Annotated in this window: 14 protein-coding genes; 10 read left to right on the top strand and 4 right to left on the bottom strand. The window is 70.1% G+C overall.

Features of this window, described 5'->3' with window-relative positions; all coding sequences use genetic code 11:
- Window positions 1–71 precede the first annotated feature (71 nt).
- Window positions 72–578 carry a MarR family winged helix-turn-helix transcriptional regulator gene (locus POF73_RS31210; protein WP_272122295.1) on the bottom strand — a complete coding sequence of 169 codons (507 nt, stop codon included), beginning with the start codon at window positions 576–578 and terminating at the stop codon, window positions 72–74.
- Window positions 579–741: 163 nt separating this feature from the next.
- Here POF73_RS31210 and ilvA point away from each other — a divergent pair, with 163 nt between their 5' ends.
- The 3 genes from ilvA to POF73_RS31195 all read left to right on the top strand — a co-directional run bounded on the left by ilvA (window position 742) and on the right by POF73_RS31195 (window position 3,976).
- Window positions 742–1,971, top strand: coding sequence for a threonine ammonia-lyase (gene ilvA / locus POF73_RS31205; protein ID WP_272122209.1), 1,230 nt, complete (start codon window positions 742–744; stop codon window positions 1,969–1,971).
- Between the two features lie 176 nt (window positions 1,972–2,147).
- Window positions 2,148–3,125, top strand: coding sequence for an ATP-binding cassette domain-containing protein (locus POF73_RS31200; protein ID WP_272122208.1), 978 nt, complete (start codon window positions 2,148–2,150; stop codon window positions 3,123–3,125).
- On the top strand, window positions 3,122–3,976 hold the full coding sequence (locus POF73_RS31195) for an ABC transporter permease (RefSeq protein ID WP_272122205.1): 855 nt from the start codon (window positions 3,122–3,124) through the stop codon (window positions 3,974–3,976). The genes POF73_RS31200 and POF73_RS31195 overlap by 4 nt, the downstream gene beginning before the upstream one ends.
- A 78-nt stretch (window positions 3,977–4,054) precedes the next feature.
- Here the strand turns inward: POF73_RS31195 and greA are convergent, their stop codons facing one another.
- Together greA and POF73_RS31185 are read right to left on the bottom strand one after the other, a co-directional pair.
- On the bottom strand, window positions 4,055–4,555 hold the full coding sequence (gene greA, locus POF73_RS31190; RefSeq protein WP_272122204.1) for a transcription elongation factor GreA: 501 nt from the start codon (window positions 4,553–4,555) through the stop codon (window positions 4,055–4,057).
- A gap of 211 nt (window positions 4,556–4,766) precedes the next feature.
- Complete coding sequence (locus tag POF73_RS31185) at window positions 4,767–5,165, bottom strand: DUF4307 domain-containing protein (protein ID WP_272122202.1); 399 nt, start codon at window positions 5,163–5,165, stop codon at window positions 4,767–4,769.
- Between the two features lie 222 nt (window positions 5,166–5,387).
- Between POF73_RS31185 and mca the strand changes: the two genes are divergently transcribed.
- Together mca and POF73_RS31175 are read left to right on the top strand one after the other, a co-directional pair.
- A complete protein-coding gene (mca, locus tag POF73_RS31180; protein WP_272122293.1) occupies window positions 5,388–6,248 on the top strand; it encodes a mycothiol conjugate amidase Mca in 861 nt (286 codons plus the stop codon).
- Window positions 6,241–6,501, top strand: coding sequence for a hypothetical protein (locus POF73_RS31175; RefSeq protein WP_272122200.1), 261 nt, complete (start codon window positions 6,241–6,243; stop codon window positions 6,499–6,501). Before mca ends, POF73_RS31175 begins: the two co-directional genes overlap by 8 nt.
- Window positions 6,502–6,534: 33 nt before the next feature.
- Here the strand turns inward: POF73_RS31175 and POF73_RS31170 are convergent, their stop codons facing one another.
- The gene (locus POF73_RS31170; protein WP_272122198.1) at window positions 6,535–9,735 is read right to left on the bottom strand and encodes a tetratricopeptide repeat protein; all 3,201 of its coding nucleotides are present in this window, start codon (window positions 9,733–9,735) and stop codon (window positions 6,535–6,537) included.
- Window positions 9,736–10,149: 414 nt separating this feature from the next.
- Here POF73_RS31170 and POF73_RS31165 point away from each other — a divergent pair, with 414 nt between their 5' ends.
- From POF73_RS31165 to POF73_RS31145, 5 genes are all read left to right on the top strand, one after another.
- A complete protein-coding gene (locus POF73_RS31165; protein WP_272122196.1) occupies window positions 10,150–12,183 on the top strand; it encodes a thioredoxin domain-containing protein in 2,034 nt (677 codons plus the stop codon).
- 191 nt (window positions 12,184–12,374) lie between these two features.
- On the top strand, window positions 12,375–13,664 hold the full coding sequence (locus POF73_RS31160; RefSeq protein WP_272122195.1) for a glycosyltransferase: 1,290 nt from the start codon (window positions 12,375–12,377) through the stop codon (window positions 13,662–13,664).
- A complete protein-coding gene (locus POF73_RS31155; protein ID WP_272122193.1) occupies window positions 13,661–15,310 on the top strand; it encodes an ArnT family glycosyltransferase in 1,650 nt (549 codons plus the stop codon). Before POF73_RS31160 ends, POF73_RS31155 begins: the two co-directional genes overlap by 4 nt.
- Window positions 15,307–16,488 carry a glycosyltransferase gene (locus POF73_RS31150; protein ID WP_272122191.1) on the top strand — a complete coding sequence of 394 codons (1,182 nt, stop codon included), beginning with the start codon at window positions 15,307–15,309 and terminating at the stop codon, window positions 16,486–16,488. The genes POF73_RS31155 and POF73_RS31150 overlap by 4 nt, the downstream gene beginning before the upstream one ends.
- Window positions 16,485–18,896 carry a galactose oxidase-like domain-containing protein gene (locus tag POF73_RS31145; RefSeq protein WP_272122189.1) on the top strand — a complete coding sequence of 804 codons (2,412 nt, stop codon included), beginning with the start codon at window positions 16,485–16,487 and terminating at the stop codon, window positions 18,894–18,896. The genes POF73_RS31150 and POF73_RS31145 overlap by 4 nt, the downstream gene beginning before the upstream one ends.
- Window positions 18,897–18,986: the final 90 nt, after the last annotated feature.

The raw sequence follows: 18,986 nt of genomic DNA, 5'->3' as shown, positions 1-18,986 counted from the left end.
GGACGGCCCAGGGTCAAGGGTCAGGACCCGATCAAGCGTGCACGCGTGCGTGGGCGGGCCGTGCCGCCTGCTCAGGACGCCGTGGGCGTCTCCGCCCCGGTGATGCCCTGGGCCGCCATCCGTGAGGACAGCGCGGTGTTGAAGCGCGTGAGGAGCGTGCAGAACGCCTCGCGCTCCTCCGGGGCCCAGTCCTGCGTCAGTTCCGCCATCAACTGACGTCGCGACGAGCGCACTTCCTCCAGTCGCGACTGCCCGCGCGGGGACAGCTGGAGCACGACCGCCCGCCCGTCCTCGGGGTGCGAGGTGCGCTTGACGAGCCCCGTGTCGACGAGGGGTGCCACCTGCCGGGTGACCGTCGACGAGTCGATCCCCATGCTCGCGGCGAGCGCCTTGACGCCCATGGGGCCTTCCTTGTCGAGCCGGTTGAGCAGCAGGTATGCGGCGCGGTCCATGGAGTTGCGCACCTGCCCGACCCCCCCGAGCCGGGTCTGTTCGGCACGGCGGGCGAACACCGCCACCTCGTGCTGCAGCGTGTCGAGGAGACCGCTGTCAGCGACGGTCGTCATGTCCATCGACATTTCAGGTGTTGTGGGCATGGCCGGGGGCTCACTTCATGAAGGGGGTGCTGGGTTGGGGGACAGGGTACGCGGCCCGGACGCGGGGTGTACCGGCGCTGCGCAAACCCATCTCGGTGCTTGGTCACACCAGGGCCTTGCGCCTGTGAACTGCGAGACTTGTGTCATGAGCTACCGCACGGCTGACTCCTTGCCTCCCGTCACGCTCGACGACGTGCGCGGTGCGCAGAAGATGCTGACGGGCGTGGCGCGGGTGACCGCGATGGAGGGCAGCAGGCACCTGTCCCAGCTGGTGGGTGCTCCGGTGCACTTCAAGTGCGAGAACCTCCAGCGGACGGGGTCGTTCAAGCTGCGCGGCGCGTATGTCCGGATCGCCGGGCTGCTTCCGGAGGAGCGGGCGGCGGGGGTCGTCGCCGCGAGCGCCGGCAACCACGCGCAGGGCGTCGCCCTGGCCTCGTCGCTGCTCGGCGTGCGCTCGACGGTGTTCATGCCGAAGGGCGCCCCGCTCCCGAAGATCAGCGCCACCCGGGACTACGGCGCCGAGGTGCGGCTGCACGGCCAGGTGGTCGACGAGACGCTGACCGCCGCCCAGGAGTACGCGGCCGAGACGGGCGCGGTGTTCATCCACCCCTTCGACCACCCCGACATCATCGCTGGTCAGGGCACGGTCGGCCTGGAGATCCTCGAACAGTGCCCGGAGGTGCGGACGATCGTCGTCGGCATCGGCGGGGGAGGGCTCGCGGCGGGCATCGCGATGGCGGTGAAGACGCTGCGGCCGGACGTGCGGATCGTGGGCGTGCAGGCGGCGGGCGCGGCGGCGTACCCGCCCTCACTGGCGGCCGGGCACCCCGTCGCCGTCGACAACCCGGCGACGATGGCCGACGGCATCAAGGTCGGCCGCCCGGGTGATGTGCCGTTCCGGATCATCGGCGACCTGGTGGACGAGGTCCGCACGGTCAGCGAGGACGAGCTGGCCACCGCCCTGCTGCTGTGCCTGGAGCGGGCCAAGCTGGTCGTCGAACCGGCCGGGGCGAGCCCCGTCGCGGCGCTGCTCAGCGAGCCCGACGCCTTCGAGGGCCCGGTCGTCGCGGTGCTCTCCGGCGGCAATGTCGACCCGGTGCTTCTGCAACGCGTCCTGCGGCACGGCATGGCCGCGCAGGGTCGCTATCTGGCCGTAAGGCTGCGGCTGACGGACCGGCCGGGCGCGCTCGCCACGCTTCTCGGGGTGTTGTCAGTGGTGGACGCTAACGTCCTCGATGTGAGTCACGTACGGACCGACCCACGGCTCGGACTCACGGAGGCGGAGGTCGAGCTGCACCTGGAGACGAAGGGCCCCGCGCACTGCGTCGAGGTCGGCCAGGCCCTGCGTGAGGCCGGCTACACCGTCATCGGCTGAGGCGCGAGCCACTCGTTCGGGAAAATCCGTTGAGAGACGCGATACATCGCGTTACGGTGTGTCGCGCATCCCCGCCGTGACGCCGAGTCATTGCGCGAAACGACAGAGAACGAACAAGGAACGAAAAGCACGAGCTCATAGCCTTTCCGAAGCTTCCCGACGACGTGGAGATTCATATGCCAGGCGCCATCTATGCCGAAGGCCTGGTGAAGACCTTCGGCGACGTAAGGGCTCTGGACGGCGTCGACCTCGATGTCCCCGAGGGCACGGTCCTCGGCCTGCTCGGGCCGAACGGCGCGGGCAAGACGACGGCCGTCCGCTGTCTGACGACCCTGCTGCGCCCCGACAGCGGCTCGGCGGTCGTCGCGGGCATCGATGTCCTCAAGCAACCCGACGCCGTACGCCGCTCCATCGGCCTGTCCGGCCAGTTCGCGGCGGTCGACGAGTACCTCACCGGCCGTGAGAACCTGCAGATGGTCGGCCAGCTCTACCAGATGAGGGCGAAGGCGGCGAAGGCCCGCGCGGCCGAGCTGCTGGAGCAGTTCGACCTCTCCGACGCCGCCGACCGCCCCACCAAGACCTACTCCGGCGGGATGCGCCGCCGCCTCGACCTCGCGGCCGCCCTGGTGGTCTCGCCGCCCGTGATGTTCATGGACGAGCCGACGACCGGCCTCGACCCGCGCAACCGCCAGCTGCTGTGGGAGGTCATCAAGCGACTGGTCTCCGGCGGCACGACCCTGCTGCTGACCACCCAGTACCTCGAAGAGGCCGATCACCTGGCGCACGACATCGCCGTCGTCGACCACGGCCGCGTCATCGCCACGGGCACCTCCGACCAGCTCAAGGCCCGCACCGGCGGCGAGCGCGTCGAGGTCGTGGTGCACGAGCGTGACGACATACAGCCCGCGTCCGAGGTGCTGAGCGGCTTCGGCAAGGGCGAGACCACGGTCGAGGAGCACATGCGCAAGCTCACCGTGCCCGTGACCGGCGGCGCCAAGCTGCTCGCCGAGGTCATCCGCGAACTCGACACCCGCGGCATCGAGATCGACGACATCGGCCTGCGTCGCCCGACCCTCGACGACGTGTTCCTCTCCCTGACGGGACACCTGGCCGAGGTGAAGGACGAGGAGAACGGCAAGGAGGCCGTCAAATGAGCGCTCTCGACGCCGTACGCGTCGCACCGGCCACGAACCCGATCGGCCAGTCCGTCCGGGACTCGATGGTCGTGGCGAAGCGCAACCTGATCCGGATGTCCCGGATCCCGGAGATGATCATCTACGGGCTGATCCAGCCCATCATGTTCGTGGTGCTGTTCACCTACGTCTTCGGCGGGTCCATGCAGATCGGGGCCAGCACCAGCGCCGTCGACTACAAGAACTTCCTGATGGCGGGCATCTTCGCGCAGACCGTCACGTTCGCCACCGCCAGCTCCGGTGCGGGCATCGCCGACGACATGCACAAGGGGCTCATCGATCGCTTCCGCTCGCTACCGATGGCCAGGGGTGCGGTGCTCACCGGTCGTACCTTCGCCGACCTCGTCCAGACCGCGCTGACCCTGGTCGTCCTGGCCGTGGTCGCGCTGCTGGTCGGCTGGCGCGTGGGGTCGGACGGGAACACCAACGCCGGCCGGGTGCTGGGGGCCTTCGGACTGCTGCTCCTGCTCGGCTACGCGTTCACCTGGATCGGTGCCCTGATCGGCATGTCCGTCAGCACCCCCGAGGCGGCCACGTCCAGCGGGCTGATCTGGCTCTTCCCGGTCACCTTCATCTCGAACGCGTTCGTGGACACCAGCCATATGACCCCGTGGCTGCGGCACGTCGCCGACTGGAACCCCTTCAGCGCCACGGTCCAGGCCTGCCGCGAACTCTTCGCCAACCCCGGGGTCTCGCCCTCGGAAGCCTGGCCCATGCAGCACCCGGTCTGGGCCTCGTTGATCTACTCGGTCCTGATCATCGCCATATTCCGCACCTGGGCCGTGCGGAAGTACCGCTCGGCGACCGCATGACAAAAGCCCCCGGCGCCACGTGGGCGCCGGGGGCCGGTCAAGGACGGGTCGGTCGGGGTCAGCCGCCGCACGGTCCGGTCAGCCGCTGTAGGGCTCGGCCTTCATGATCCGCACCGAGGCCTTCTTGCCGTTCGGCAGCTCGTACTCGGCGTCCTCGCCGACCTTGTGGCCGATGACGCCGGTGCCCAGCGGGGACTGGGGCGAGTAGGTCTCGATGTCCGCGCTCGCGTACTCGCGGGAGGCGAGCAGGAAGGTCAGGGTGTCGTCCTCGTCGCCGTCGAAGGCGATCGTCACGACCATGCCGGGCGCCACCGCACCGTCCGCGGAGGTGGGCGCCTCGCCGACCTGGGCGTTCTCCAGGAGCTGGGTCAGCTGGCGCACACGGAGCTCCTGCTTGCCCTGTTCCTCCTTGGCCGCGTGGTACCCGCCGTTCTCGCGCAGGTCGCCCTCCTCGCGCGCGGCCGCGATCTTGGCGGCGATCTCCGTGCGCGCAGGACCAGTAAGGAACGCAAGCTCATCCTTGAGCTTGTTGTACGCCTCCTGGGTCAGCCAGGTGACGTTCTCGCTGGTCTGGGTCACAGGTGCTCCTCGTAGTTACTGGGAATACAAAGCATCGCCCTACCCAGAAGGATGTTCCCTCACGGAAGGGCGAAACCACGAGCCTAACAATTCAATGGCCGAAGGGGGAGGACATAAGCCATCAGAATCACATCAACGCAGGTCAGCGCCTACGCATTCTGGACGAACCCGGTCGGTGTCGATCAGTGCCGGTCGGATTCGGTCGGCGAGGTCAGTCGGCGTGGCAGCCGAGCAGCTCGGCCGTCGTCCCCCGGGACGTCGTACGGAGCGTGACGACCTTGTCGATGCGGGTCGCGTCACCGTCGAAGCGGAAGTCGGCCCGGCCCACCTCGGCGCCGTTCTCCGCCTGGGAGCGCAGGGTGCAGTAGCCGGAGGCGCCGGCGTCCTTGCGGACCTCCAGGTGCACGTTCACCGCGTCCTGGCCGGCGTCGAACTTGATCACCTCGGCGCTGATCTTGTTCTGGCCGACGTAGTAGTAGCCGAAGTAGCCGATCAGTGCCAGCAGGGCCACCCCGAGGACGGTGCCGACGACCTTGAGCGTGCGGTCGGAGCGCGCGTCCGAGGAGCGGCCGTAGCGGCCCTCGGGCAGCCGCGTGCTCGCCGTACTCATGATCGTCCTCTCGGCCGGAGCGGGACGGATGTCCCAAAACGGGGCCTCGGGGCCGTCCCCCGGAATTATCCGTCCCCCGATTCGGTCACTATAGAAGCCCCCGCCCGCCACCCGACCGCCGCCCCTCAACGACGTCCCTGCGGGACGGCACCTATTGAATTGCACCGGTTCGCACCGGGCGCCGACTACGAGGATTGAGTCTTGACTGACCAGCTGCGACTGATGGCCGTGCACGCCCACCCCGACGACGAGTCGAGCAAGGGCGCGGCGACCATGGCGAAGTACGTGTCCGAGGGGGTGGACGTGCTGGTCGTGACCTGCACGGGCGGGGAGCGCGGCTCCATCCTCAATCCGAAGCTGCAGGGTGACAAGTACATCGAGGAGCACATCCACGAGGTACGCAAGAAGGAGATGGACGAGGCCCGCGGGATTCTCGGGGTCGAGCAGGAGTGGCTCGGCTTCGTCGACTCGGGCCTGCCCGAGGGCGACCCGCTGCCGCCGCTCCCGGAGGGCTGCTTCGCCCTGGAGGACGTCGACAAGGCGGCCGGTGAGCTGGTGAAGCAGATCCGTTCGTTCCGACCCCAGGTGATCACCACCTACGACGAGAACGGCGGCTACCCGCACCCCGACCACATCATGACCCACAAGATCTCGATGGTGGCCTTCGAGGGTGCGGCGGACGCGGAGAAGTACCCGGAGGCGGAGTACGGCCCCGTCTACCAGCCGCGGAAGCTCTACTACAACCAGGGCTTCAACCGCCCCCGCACCGAGGCGCTGCACCAGGCCATGCTCGACCGGGGCATGGAGTCTCCCTACGGTGACTGGCTCAAGCGCTGGGACGAGTTCGGGATGAAGCAGCGCACGCTCACCACGCATGTGCCGTGCGGCGACTTCTATGAGATCCGCGACAAGGCGCTGCTCGCACACGCCACCCAGATCGACCCCGACGGCGGCTGGTTCCGTGTCCCGCTGGAGCTCCAGCGGGAGGTCTGGCCGACGGAGGAGTACGAGCTCGCGAAGTCCCTCGTCGATACCTCCCTCCCCGAGGACGACCTCTTTGCGGGCATCCGCGACAATGCCTGACATGAGCGCAAGCGCAAGCCTGGCAATGACACAGCTCGCCACCCTCGCCAAGGAGGTCGACGAGGACAAGGTCACTCCCGGTGTCCTCGGCTTCATCGTCTTCGCGGTGATGGCGGTGGCGGTGTGGGGCCTGATGAAGTCCATGAGCCGCCACATGAACAAGGTCGACTTCAAGGAGGCCCCGGATCCCGAGGCGGGCGCTTCCGACGAGGGCGCCGACGCCACGGGCGCGGCCAGGTCACAGCAGCGCTGAGGGCGACGGCGCGGCGGGGGCTCGGTGCCCGAGTCACTGCCGGGCTGTCGTCGCCACCCCCATGACCTCGCGCGCATGGCGGTTCGGCACCATGCCGAGCCGCCATGCCTGCCAGCCTGCTTCCAGGTTCACGCCGCGTTCGAGCAGGAGCTGGTACGCCTCCACGTAGTCGTCCAGCTTCGTGTCCCGCAGCGGATGGCCGGTGCGGGACAGCTGGGCCAGCTCCTCCTGCGCCACGGCCGCCCCGATCTCCACACCGCCGGGTGCCGCGTACGGCAGCAGTGTGCAGCGCAGGAAGCGGGCCCAGTCCTCGCCTCTGCGGTCCCCGTACGACGTGAACAGGCCCACCGCCTCGTCGCACAGGGTCAGGGCCTGCTGGGTGCGGGTGTTGCCGGCGTCCACGACCGCGAGTTCCAGGCAGGTCCAGGCCTCGCCGTGGGAGACGCCGATGCGCTGGAAGTCGGCCCGGGCGTCCATCAGGAGCTGGCGGGCGAAACCGGAGTTCTTCAGCGAGCCGGTCTGCGCCGCGCGCTGGTCGCGGGTGACCCGTGCCGAGTGGTGCCGGGCGCAGGCGAGGCCGTACACGTCGCGCATACGGGAGAACATCGTGCGTGAACGTTCCAGCTCGCGTACCGCGAGGTCCAGGTTGCCCGTCTCCTCCAGGGCCTGGCCCAGGTAGTAGAGGGACCAGGCCTCGCCGCGCGCGTCCTCGTTGTCGCGGTGGCGGGCGGCCGCCTGGCGCAGGCCGTCCACCGCCGGGGACGGGTCGCCGGCGACCAGCCGGGCGCGGGACAGCTGGGTCATGGCCCAGGCCTCGCCACGGGCGTCGCGGGTGCGGCCGTACAGATCCAGGGCCGTGCGCAGTTCGGTCTCCGCGCGCGGTACGTCGCCCATGCGCAGGCCCAGCTGGCCGAGCTGGAAGTGGGCCCAGGCCTCGCCGTGGATCGACTCGCCGGCGCGGTGCAGGGACAGCGACTCGGTCAGCAGGGCGAGGGACTCGGAGATCCGGCCGCGGTCCCGCTCCACCGCCGCCAGCGCGTGCATCGTCCAGGCGCGGTCCGTCGCCAGCGCGGGCGCCGACTGCAGGTCCAGGGCCTCGCGGAGTTTCGTCGCCGCCTCGGTCAGGTTGCCCTGGTGGTGCAGGGTGATGCCGAGGGAGCACAGGGCGCGGGCCGCGCCCGCGTCATGGTGGGCCTCCATATAGAGGTCCACCACCGAGGCCAGGGTCGTGCGGGCCTTGTCCAGCTCGCCGAGCTGCCGGGCCGCGATACCCGTGCGCCACTGCACCGAGCGGACCAGCAGGCCCTGGTCGACCGCTTCGGCCAACTCGCTGATCTCGCCCAGGCGGTAGAGGTCGCCCCGCAGCAGGCAGTAGTCGCACAGGGCGCCCAGCAGGTTCAGCACCGCCGCCTGGTTCACGTCCTCCGCGTGTCTGAGTGCCGCCGTGATGAAGCTCGACTCGTCGTCCAGCCAGCGCAGCGCGTCGTCCAGCGAGGTGAAGCCGTGCGGGCTGAAACGGTCGGAGCGGGTCGACATGTTGCCGTCGACCAGGCGCAGCACCGAGTCCGCCAGCTCCGCGTAGTTCACGATCAGCCGCTCCTGCGCGGCCGTACGCTCCGCCGGTTCCTCCTCGTCGAGGAGGCGGGCCTGGGCGAAGTCGCGGACCAGGTCGTGCAGGCGGTAGCGGTTGCCGCGGACGTGGTCGATCAGGCCCGACCGGGAGAGGGCCACGAGGTGGCGGGTCGCCTCCGCCTCGTCCGTGGCCAGCAGCGACGCCGCCGCTGCCGCGCCCAGCGAGGCCCGGCCGGCCAGTGCGAGCCGGCGCAGCAGGCGTCTCGCCATCTCCGGCTGGTCGGTGTAGCGCAGCCACAGCACCCGCTCGATCGGCTCCACCGGGCCGTACGCGCCCAGGTCCGTCGCCAGCGTGCGCGGTGAACGCGGCCCCAGCGACGAGCCCGCGATCCGCAGCGCCAGCGGCAGCCCGCCGCACAACTGCCGTATCAGATCGGCGGATTCGGCGTCGTAGGGGCCGGAGGAGTCCTGTGCCGTCGCGGTCAGCAGCTCCTCCGCGCCCGCCGCGTCCAGGGCCGCCACCGGAAGCTCGTGCACCCAGGCGGCGAGGTCCGCGGGCAGGTCGAGGGGCTCGCGGGCGGTGACCAGGACCAGGCTGTCGGAGCGCTCGGGGACGAGGGTGCGGATCTGCTCCGGGTTTGAGGCGTCGTCCAGTACGACCGTGACCGGCAGGCCGGTGAGGTGCTGGTGGTAGAGCTCGCTCAGCCGCTTGACCTGCTGCTCCGCCGAGGAACGCTCACGGAACAGAAGCTGCTCACGGGGCGCGCCCAGTCGGTTCAGCAGATGCAGCAGCGCATCCCGGGTGGACAGCGGCGACTCCTCCGTCGTGTCGCCCCGCAGATCCACCACGCACGCCCCGCGGAACTGGTCCTTCAGATCGTGGGCCGCGTGGACGGCGAGTGCCGTACGACCGCTGCCGGGCGCCCCGTGCAGCACGACGACCGTCGGCTTCGTCTCCGTACTCGCGCGCGCGGCCTGTACCCACTGGCGGATGCGGGCCATCTCCTGCCTGCGGCCCCCGAACGGATCGACCGGCTCCGGCAGTTGGCCGAACGACTGCTCCAGCACGCTGCGTCCGCGGGCCGCCGCGCTCTTGTCCGCGCCCTTCAGCCGCGGCCCCGTCTTCTTCGGGCCGGTGGACGCGCTCAGCACCCGTTGCTGGTCGAGGAACGGACGGATGCCCCGTACCTCCAGCGCCGTCAGCCACTGCAGCCGCAGCTGTTCCGGGCCGCCGGGCTGGCCGACGGCTCCCGCGCGGTGGTGCGCGGCGGGCAGATGCGTGCCGGCCACCTTCACGACCGTCGCCGTCGCGCCGATGACGCCCACGGTCACGCCGGCCCCCACCGCCGTGGTCGTGTCCGTACCGAGCGCGAGGTCGGCCACCAGCGCCGCGAGGGCCGCGACGCCGGCCACCATCAGCGGCGTACCGCCGCCCTCCCGCGCGAACCGCTGACCGAACGTCAGCCGGCCGGCCTCCGCCTCGTCCAGGGCCCGGGTGTACGCCTCGTACTCCTCGGCCGCCGTCTGCGCGATGGAGTCCAGCGCCCCGCGCGCCCGTGACAGCAGCACCTGCCCCTCGATGCGGCCGCCCGAACGCCGCACCTCCTCCTCCACGGCCCGAGCCAACAGCCGCTCGGCCTCAGCCCGATGGCTGTCCCGCATGTCACGTCCCCCTCCGGCGGCAATGGCGTTCTTGGTCAAGTGTGCTGCGGACGGAGCGTCGGGGCGAGAGGGCGGGCGGGCTCCGATCACTGGCGGCAGGTGTGTGAATCGCTTGGGGAGACGTGTGAATTGGCCAGGAGGGCCGGGGTCGTCGGACGACAGGGGCGCGGAGCAGAAGCAGCCCGCCACGCAGTCGTCCGCTTCGACGCAGGCCACCGCCCCGGAAGAGCCCGCTGACTCGCCGGAGGAGAGCGTGGCGGCGGACAAGGTCCTCCACGGTCCCGTCACGTTCGACGTACGGCCTGTCCGAGCGTCGTCTCCGCACCTGCCGACCGCGGCATCGCGAAGTTCAAGGTCACTGTCCGGGAGACGCCTGCCGCGTGACGAGCGGGGTACTGCGGCAGGATGGACCCCATGCCGAACCGACTGGCTCACGAGACGTCCCCCTACCTCCTCCAGCACGCGGACAACCCCGTCGACTGGTGGCCGTGGTCGGCCGAGGCCTTCGAGGAGGCCCGCAAGAGCGGTAAACCGGTCCTGCTCAGCGTCGGCTACAGCAGCTGCCACTGGTGTCACGTCATGGCGCACGAGTCCTTCGAGGACCAGGAGACCGCCGACTACCTGAACGCCCACTTCGTCAGCGTCAAGGTCGACCGCGAGGAACGCCCCGACGTGGACGCCGTCTACATGGAGGCCGTCCAGGCGGCCACCGGACAGGGCGGCTGGCCCATGACGGTGTTCCTCACCCCCGACGCCGAGCCCTTCTACTTCGGCACCTACTTCCCGCCCGCCCCCCGCTCCGGCATGCCGTCCTTCCGCCAGGTCCTGGAGGGCGTGCGCAGCGCCTGGACCGACCGGCGGGACGAGGTCGCCGAGGTCGCCGGGAAGATCGTCCGTGACCTCGCCGGGCGGGAGATCTCCTACGGCGGCCCCGAGGCCCCCGGCGAGCAGGAGCTCGCCCAGGCGCTGCTCGGGCTCACCCGGGAGTACGACCCGCAGCGCGGCGGATTCGGGGGCGCGCCCAAGTTCCCGCCGTCCATGGTGATCGAGTTCCTGCTGCGGCACCATGCGCGCACCGGAGCCGAGGGCGCCCTGCAGATGGCGCGGGACACCTGTGAGCGCATGGCCCGCGGCGGCATCTACGACCAGCTCGGCGGCGGCTTCGCGCGCTACTCCGTCGACCGCGACTGGGTCGTGCCGCACTTCGAGAAGATGCTGTACGACAACGCCCTGCTGTGCCGCGTGTACGCCCACCTCTGGCGTGCCACGGGCTCCGAGCTGGCCCGCCGCGTCGCGCTCGAAACCGCCGACTTCATGGTGCGTGAACTGCGCACCGACGAGGGCGGGTTCGCCTCCGCCCTCGACGCCGACAGCGACGACGGCACCGGCAAGCACGTGGAGGGCGCCTACTACGTCTGGACCCCGCAGCAGCTGCGCGAGGCGCTCGGCGACGACGACGCCGAGCTCGCCGCCCGGCACTTCGGCGTCACCGAGGAGGGCACCTTCGAACACGGCTCCTCCGTCCTCCAACTCCCGCAGCAGGACGAACTGTTCGACGCCACGAAGATCGCCTCCGTACGGCAGCGGCTGCTCGCCAAGCGCGGTGAGCGCCCCGCCCCCGGCCGGGACGACAAGATCGTCGCCGCGTGGAACGGCCTGGCGATCGCCGCCCTCGCCGAGACCGGCGCCTACTTCGACCGCCCCGACCTGGTGGACGCCGCCCTCGGCGCCGCCGACCTCCTGGTCCGGCTGCACCTCGACGACCACGCCCGGCTCGCCCGCACCAGCAAGGACGGTCAGGCCGGCGCCAACGTGGGCGTGCTGGAGGACTACGCCGACGTCGCCGAGGGCTTCCTCGCGCTGGCCTCCGTCACCGGCGAGGGCGTCTGGCTGGAGTTCGCCGGGTTCCTGCTCGACCACGTCCTGGCCCGCTTCGTCGACGAGGAGTCCGGCGCCCTCTACGACACCGCGGCCGACGCCGAGCAGCTGATCCGCCGCCCCCAGGACCCCACCGACAACGCCGCTCCCTCCGGCTGGACCGCGGCGGCCGGCGCCCTGCTGAGCTATGCCGCGCAGACCGGCGCCGAGCCGCATCGCGCCGCCGCCGAAAGGGCATTGGGCGTCGTCAAGGCCCTCGGACCGCGCGTCCCCCGCTTCATCGGCTGGGGTCTGGCGGTCGCCGAGGCCAACCTCGACGGGCCGCGTGAGATCGCGGTCGTCGGACCGACGATGGACGACCCCGCCACAAAGGCCCTGCACCACACGGCACTTCTCGGCACCGCGCCGGGTGCGGTCGTGGCCATGGGAACTCCGGAGAGTGGCGAATTCCCGCTCCTCGCCGACCGCCCCCTGCAGCAGGGCGAACCCGCCGCCTACGTCTGCCGCAACTTCACCTGCGATGCCCCGACCACCGATCCGGAACGGCTGCGGACCGCGCTGACCAGGTAGAACGGCAGCAGGAGAGGGGCGGTTACGCAACCTGTGTGCGAATTGCTCACTCTCGGGCCTCGTTGTGATGAAACGCGCTCTTCATCGAAACAGCCTGCGGACTTCACAGATCCCAAATAATGTCTACACAGTTCCGCGACAGGTGTGACTCACTGTCGCGGCAGGGGGCATTGGGGATCTGGGGGGATCTGTTGCTGACGTCTGTCTTCATATCGGCCGTCTCGCTGGCCTTGTTCTGGATGGCGGCCTTCACTCTGTGGTGGCAGATGCACGCGTGGCGCACGCCCGAGGTGCTCGCCTCCACCCGGTTCGGCAGACCGGACGGGGACGAGCATCTGTCGTTCTCACTGCTGCTTCCGGCCCGGCACGAACAGGCCGTGCTGGACCACACCATCCAGCGGCTGCTGGAGTCGACCCACACCGACTTCGAGATCATCGTCATCGTCGGGCACGACGACCCGGAGACCACCGAGGTCGCCGAGAAGGCCGCCGCAGGTGACCCGCGCGTCCGTGTCGTCGTCGACACCCACGAGAAGAAGAACAAACCGAAGGCCATGAACACGGCGCTGCCGCACTGCCGCGGCGATGTCGTCGGGGTCTTCGACGCCGAGGACCAGGTCCACCCGGAGCTCCTCGCCCATGTCGACCACGCGTTCCGGACGACGAAGGCGGACGTCGTCCAGGGCGGGGTCCAGCTGATCAACTTCCACTCCAGCTGGTACAGCCTGCGCAACTGCCTGGAGTACTTCTTCTGGTTCCGCTCGCGCCTCCATCTGCACGCGCAGAAGGGGTTCATCCCGCTCGGCGGCAACACCGTCTTCGTCCGCACCGACGTGCTGCGGGAAGCCGACGGCTGGGACCCGAACTGTCTGGCCGAGGACTGCGATCTGGGCGTGCGCCTGTCCAGCGTCGGCAAGAAAGTCGTCGTCGCCTACGACTCCGACATGGTGACCAAGGAGGAGACGCCCGGCAGCCTGATGTCGCTGCTGAAGCAGCGCACCCGCTGGAACCAGGGCTTCCTTCAGGTCTACCGGAAGAAGGACTGGCGGCAACTGCCCACCTTCGGGCAGCGGTTGCTCGCCCGGTACACGCTCATGACGCCGTTCATGCAGGCCTTCACCGGGCTCGTCATCCCGCTCAACATCGCGATCGCGGTGTTCCTCGACGTGTCCGTGAGCGTTGCCTTCATCACCTTCCTGCCGGCCGTCACCGCGCTCGTCACCTTCGTCTTCGAGATCGTCGGACTGCACGACTTCGGCAAGCAGTACGGACTGCGCGTCCGCTTCGTGCACTACCTGAAGCTCGTCGTGGGCGGCCCCTTCTACCAGGTGCTCCTCGCCGGAGCCGCCGTCCGCGCCGTATGGCGTGAGCAGCGCGGCCAGAACGACTGGGAGCTGACCAGCCACGTCGGCGCGCATCTCGCCCATACCGATGCCGACGCCGCAGTGACCCGAGACCTCCGAGAGGACGTCCCTGCGTGACCTCCACCCTTCCCGCGGTGACCACTCCGAAGGTCCCCGCGCAGAGACAACCTGTCCCTGTGACGCGTTCGACCAGTCGAACGGAACCGCCGAGCCGTCTCCGCTCCTCCCGCTCCGACCTCGCCCTGTGCGGCGTACTCCTCGTCGCGATCCTCGTCGTCCAGGGCTGGAACATCGCCGACTACCCGACCCTCAGCGACGACGAGGGCACCTATCTCGCCCAGGCCTGGGCCGTCCAGGAGGGCCGGGGCCTCGCCCACTACACCTACTGGTACGACCACCCGCCGCTCGGCTGGATCCAGCTCGCCCTGCTGACCTGGATACCGGCCGCGCTCAGCCCCGACTCGATGACCGTCGGCACCATGCGCGCCGCGATGCTCGTCATCAGCGCGGTCAGCGCGGTCCTGCTCTATGTGCTCGGGCGGCGGCTGTCGCTGCCGCGCTGGGCGGCCGGCCTCGGCATGGTCCTGTTCGGGCTCTCGCCCCTGTCGGTCGTGCTCCAGCGGGAGATCTTCCTCGACAACCTCGCGGTGATGTGGACGCTCCTCGCGTTCGCCCTGGCCGCCTCGCCGAGCCGTCACCTCTGGCACCACTTCGGCGCCGGGATCGCGGCCGCCACGGCCGTACTGACCAAGGAGACGATGCTCCTCGTCCTGCCCGCGGTCCTCATCACCATGTGGCGGCACAGCCACCGCGACACCCGCAAGTTCGCCCTCACCGGCGCCGTCACGGCGTGCGCGCTGATCGGCCTGTCGTACCCCCTCTTCGCCCTGCTGAAGGGCGAGTTGCTGCCGGGCGCCGGACATGTCTCGCTCTGGGACGGCATCAAGTACCAGATGACCAGGCCGGGTTCGGGCTTCATCCTCGACGCCGGCTCGGGCTCGAACGGCGTCCTGCGGTCCTGGCTCTACTACGACCGCGTCCTCATTCTCGGCGGCCTCGCGGGGGGTCTGCTGCTCCTGGCCACCTGGCGCTGGTCGGTCACCGCCCGCGCCCTGGCCGGACCGTCGTTCGCGGTGGTCGTCCTCGCCGTGGTGGCCATGCGCCCGGGCGGATACCTGCCCGCCATGTACGTCATCCAGGCACTGCCGTTCCTCGCCCTGGTCCTCGCCGGAGGCACCGCCTCCGTCGCCCATGCCTGTCTGCGGCGCCGGCGGTCCGAGGCCGAGCACCGGTACGTCACCGGCGGCCGGTACGCCCTCGCGACCGTCCTTGCGATCGGCGCCGGTGCGTACGTCGTCCCGCACTGGTACGAGGGCGACCGCACCGCCGTCACCGCCGACGCCAACGCGCCCTACCGGGCCGCGTCGAAGTGGCTGTCCACCGAGGTGGCGGACCCGGGGGACACCCGTGTCCTCGTCGACGACGCGCTGTGGCTGGACCTGGTGCACGCCGGGTACGAGCCCGGGCTCGGCGCCATCTGGTTCTACAAGGCCGACCTCGACCCGGCCGTGACCAGGACGATGCCGCGCGGCTGGAAGGACCTCGACTACGTCGTCGCCTCCCCGACGGTGCGGCGCGACGCGGTCGACCTGCCGGGCGTCAAGGCGGCCATCGAGCACTCCAAGCCGGTCGCCGTCTTCGGCAGCGGCGAGGACCGCGTCGAGATCCGACAGATCCAGACAGCCGCCGGAGGCGTGCGATGACCCACGAGTACACCGCCCCCGGCGAGCTGGGCGATCCGTCCGTCGAGACCGCCGAGGTGCCCGAACCGGGCGCCGTCACCATCGTCGTACCGACCTTCAACGAATCGGCGAACGTACGGCAGTTGCTGCGTCGGATCACCGAGTCGGTGCCGTCCCGGCTGCCCTGCGAGGTCGTCTTCGTGGACGACTCCACCGACGACACCCCGCAGGTCGTCGAGGAGGCCGCGCAGGACTGCCCGTTCCCGGTCACCGTCATCCACCGTGACGAACCCGTCGGCGGGCTGGGCGGCGCGGTCGTCGAGGGGATGAAGGCGGCCGGGTCGGACTGGATCGTCGTCATGGACGGCGACTGCCAGCACCCGCCGTCCCTGGTCCCGGAGCTGGTGGCCACCGGCGAGCGCGCGAACGCCGGGCTCGTCGTCGCCTCCCGGTACATCAAGGGCGGCAGCCGGGCCGGGCTCGCGGGCAGCTACCGGGTGGCCGTGTCGCGGGCGGCGACCTGGCTGACCAAGGCCCTCTTCCCGCGCCGGCTGCACGGCATCAGCGACCCGATGAGCGGCTTCTTCGCGATCCGCCGCAGCGACATCACCGCCGAGGCGCTCAAGCCGCTCGGCTACAAGATCCTGCTGGAGCTCGCGGTCCGCAGCCGCCCGCGCACGGTCACCGAGGTGCCGTTCGTCTTCCAGGAGCGGTTCGCGGGGGAGTCCAAGTCCACGGCGGCGGAGGGCCGCCGCTTCCTGCGCCACCTCGTCGGGCTGCGTACGGCCGACCCGCTGGCCCGCATGGTGGTGTTCGGGCTGATCGGGCTGACGGGCTTCGTGCCGAACCTCGTCGCGCTGTGGGCGATGACCCGGGCGGGGCTGCACTACCTCCCCGCGGAGATCGTCGCCAACCAGTTCGGCGTGGCCTGGAACTTCCTGCTCATCGAGAAGCTGCTGTTCCGCGACCGGCGCGGGCACCGCCACTGGGCCGACCGCACGATCCGGTTCGCGCTGCTCGCCAACGCCGACCTGGTGCTGCGCATCCCGCTGATCGCGCTGCTGGTGGGCCGGTTCGGGCTGGCCGTGCTGCCCGCGACCGCGCTGGCCCTGGTCATCACGTTCGTCCTGCGCTTCGTCGGGACCGAAGCGCTGGTCTACCTGCCGCGCAGGAGCCGCACAGCAAGGAGTACCGCATGAGATCCGGACGGAGAACGGCCCTCCTGGCCGTCATGGTCCTCACCACCGGCCTGCTCCTCACCTCGCCCCAGTCCGCCTCCGCCGCCAACCTCGTCAAGAACCCCGGCTTCGAGACCGCGGGCTCAGGTCAGGGGGCCGACATGCCCTACTGCTGGAAGAAGTCCGGCTGGGGCGACAACGACTTCACCTTCGAGACGGTGGCCGACGCCCACTCGGGCTCCAAGGCCATGAAGGTGACGCTCACCCGGCGTGTCGAGGGCGACCGCAAGGCGCTCATCACCGAGTCCGCCGAGTGCGCCCCGGTCGTCACGCCGGGCAAGCAGTACGACCTGGGGCTCTGGTACAGGTCGACCACCCCCGACACCTCGGTCACCCTGTTCCGGCACGACGCGACGGCGGGCTGGCAGTACTGGACCGACCTCAAGACGCTGGAGATGGCGGGCAGTTGGACCGAGGCGACGGTCCGCACTCCCGAGGTCCCCACCGGCACCGACCGCATCGCCTGGGGCGTCTCCGTCTACGGCACCGGCTCCGTCACCACCGACGACTACACCATGGACCAGGTCGCCGACCCCGCCCCGGACCCGGTGTGCACGGGCACCGCCGAGGAGTGCGCCAACGGCCGCTGGGACGTCCTGCCGACTCGGAACCCGGTGCGGTCCATGCACTCCGTCGTCCTCAACAACGGCAAGGTGCTGCTGATCGCCGGCTCCGGCAACAGCGAGGAGATGTTCGAGGCGGGCACGTTCACCAGCGCGGTCTACGACCCCGAGAACGGCACGTACAGGCAGATCCCCACGCCGAAGGACATGTTCTGCGCCGGGCATGTGCAGTTGCAGGACGGCCGGGTGCTCGTGATGAGCGGCAACAAGGGCTATCCGTCGGCCGACGGCACGATGGGCTACCAGGGCTTCAAGGACTCGTACGTCTTCGACCCGGTCACCGAGACCTACAGCAGGACCAACGACATGAACGACGGCCACTGGTACCCGTCGGCGACGATCCTCGGCAACGGTGACGTCATCTCCTTCGGCGGCCTGAAGGAGGACTCGACCGGTTCGGTCACCGCCGAGCGGTGGTCGGACGCCGAGCAGAAGTGGCTGGAGCTCTGGAAGGTCAACCAGACCTGGTCGTACTGGGGCCTGTACCCGTCGATGATCCTGATGCAGGACGGCCGCCTCTTCTACTCCGGCAGCCATGTCTTCGGCAACAACATCCCGGGCACGGGCTCGGCGATCTACGACTACGACGCCAACACGGTCACCCAGATCCCGGGCCTGCGGAACAAGGACGAGCGCGACCAGTCCGCGAGCGTGCTGCTGCCCCCGGCCCAGGACCAGAAGGTCCTCACCATCGGCGGCGGCAACATCGACTCCAACCCCGACGCGAACCGCCTCACCGACGTCATCGACCTCAAGCAGCCGAGCCCGTCCTACGTCGCAGGACCGCCGCTCCCGCAGGGCACCGTCGACCTCGGCGGCGGCAAGGTCCCGCAGACCGGCGACCAGGGCAAGATGTACGTCTCCGCGGTACTCCTGCCCGACGGCAAGGTCCTGGAGACGGGCGGCGCGCTGCACAACCGGGCCGACCCGGTGTACGAGTCGTCGCTCTACGACCCGGCGACGGGCACCTTCGACCCGGTGGCGGCGGACCCGGAGGAGCGCGGCTACCACTCCTCGGCGTTCCTCCTGCCCGACGGCCGGGTGATGGCGACCGGCGACAACCCGGGCAACGGCTCCTGGAACCACGACGTGTCGATCTACACCCCGCCCTATCTCCTCAAGGGCGAGCGCCCGACGATCACTTCGGTGATCGACAGCGAGTGGACGTACGGCGACACCCAGCGCATCACCGTCGACCGCCCCATCGCCAAGGCCGAGCTGATCCGCCCGGCCGCCGTCACCCACTCCTCCGACCCGAACCAGCGGTTCGTGGACCTGCCGCTGTCGGTGGACGGCGACAACGTCGACCTGAACGTGACGAGCAACCCGAACCTGGCCCCGCCGGGTTGGTACATGCTCTTCGCGGTCGACGCGGCCGGGGTGCCCTCGGTCGCCAAGTGGGTCCACCTCCAGGGCCCACAGGCCCTGAGCGCGACGGACTCCTCAGCACACGTCCACGACTTCGCCGACGGCCTGAAGGGCAAGGTCACGGGCCCCGGCAAGAAGCGCACCTCGCAGAAGGTCAGCCCGACAGTCTCCGGCTGCGACCGCCACTACGGCTCCGCCAACGTCTGCGTCCCGACGGACTTCCCGCCCACCGTGAGCACGACGACGAAGTCCCGCTGCGAGTGGCTGAAGAAGAACGACTACGGCCGCCTGAAGGTCAACGGCAAGGACGACCCACTGCGGCTGGACAGAAACCGGGACGGCATCGCCTGCGGAAGGGGCGATACGCCGAGAAGGTAAGCGCCCCTTCAGGGGCGCGGGGCTGTATCGATATGCGGCTCCGCCGCGCGGGCGCGACCAGCCCTATACGGCCCGCAGTTCCCCACGCCG

Source organism: Streptomyces sp. HD (assembly GCF_028369295.1).
Taxonomy (GTDB): Bacteria; Actinomycetota; Actinomycetes; order Streptomycetales; family Streptomycetaceae; genus Streptomyces.
Note: the sequence above shows the minus strand (reverse complement) of the source record. Positions and strands in the feature narration are given on the sequence as shown.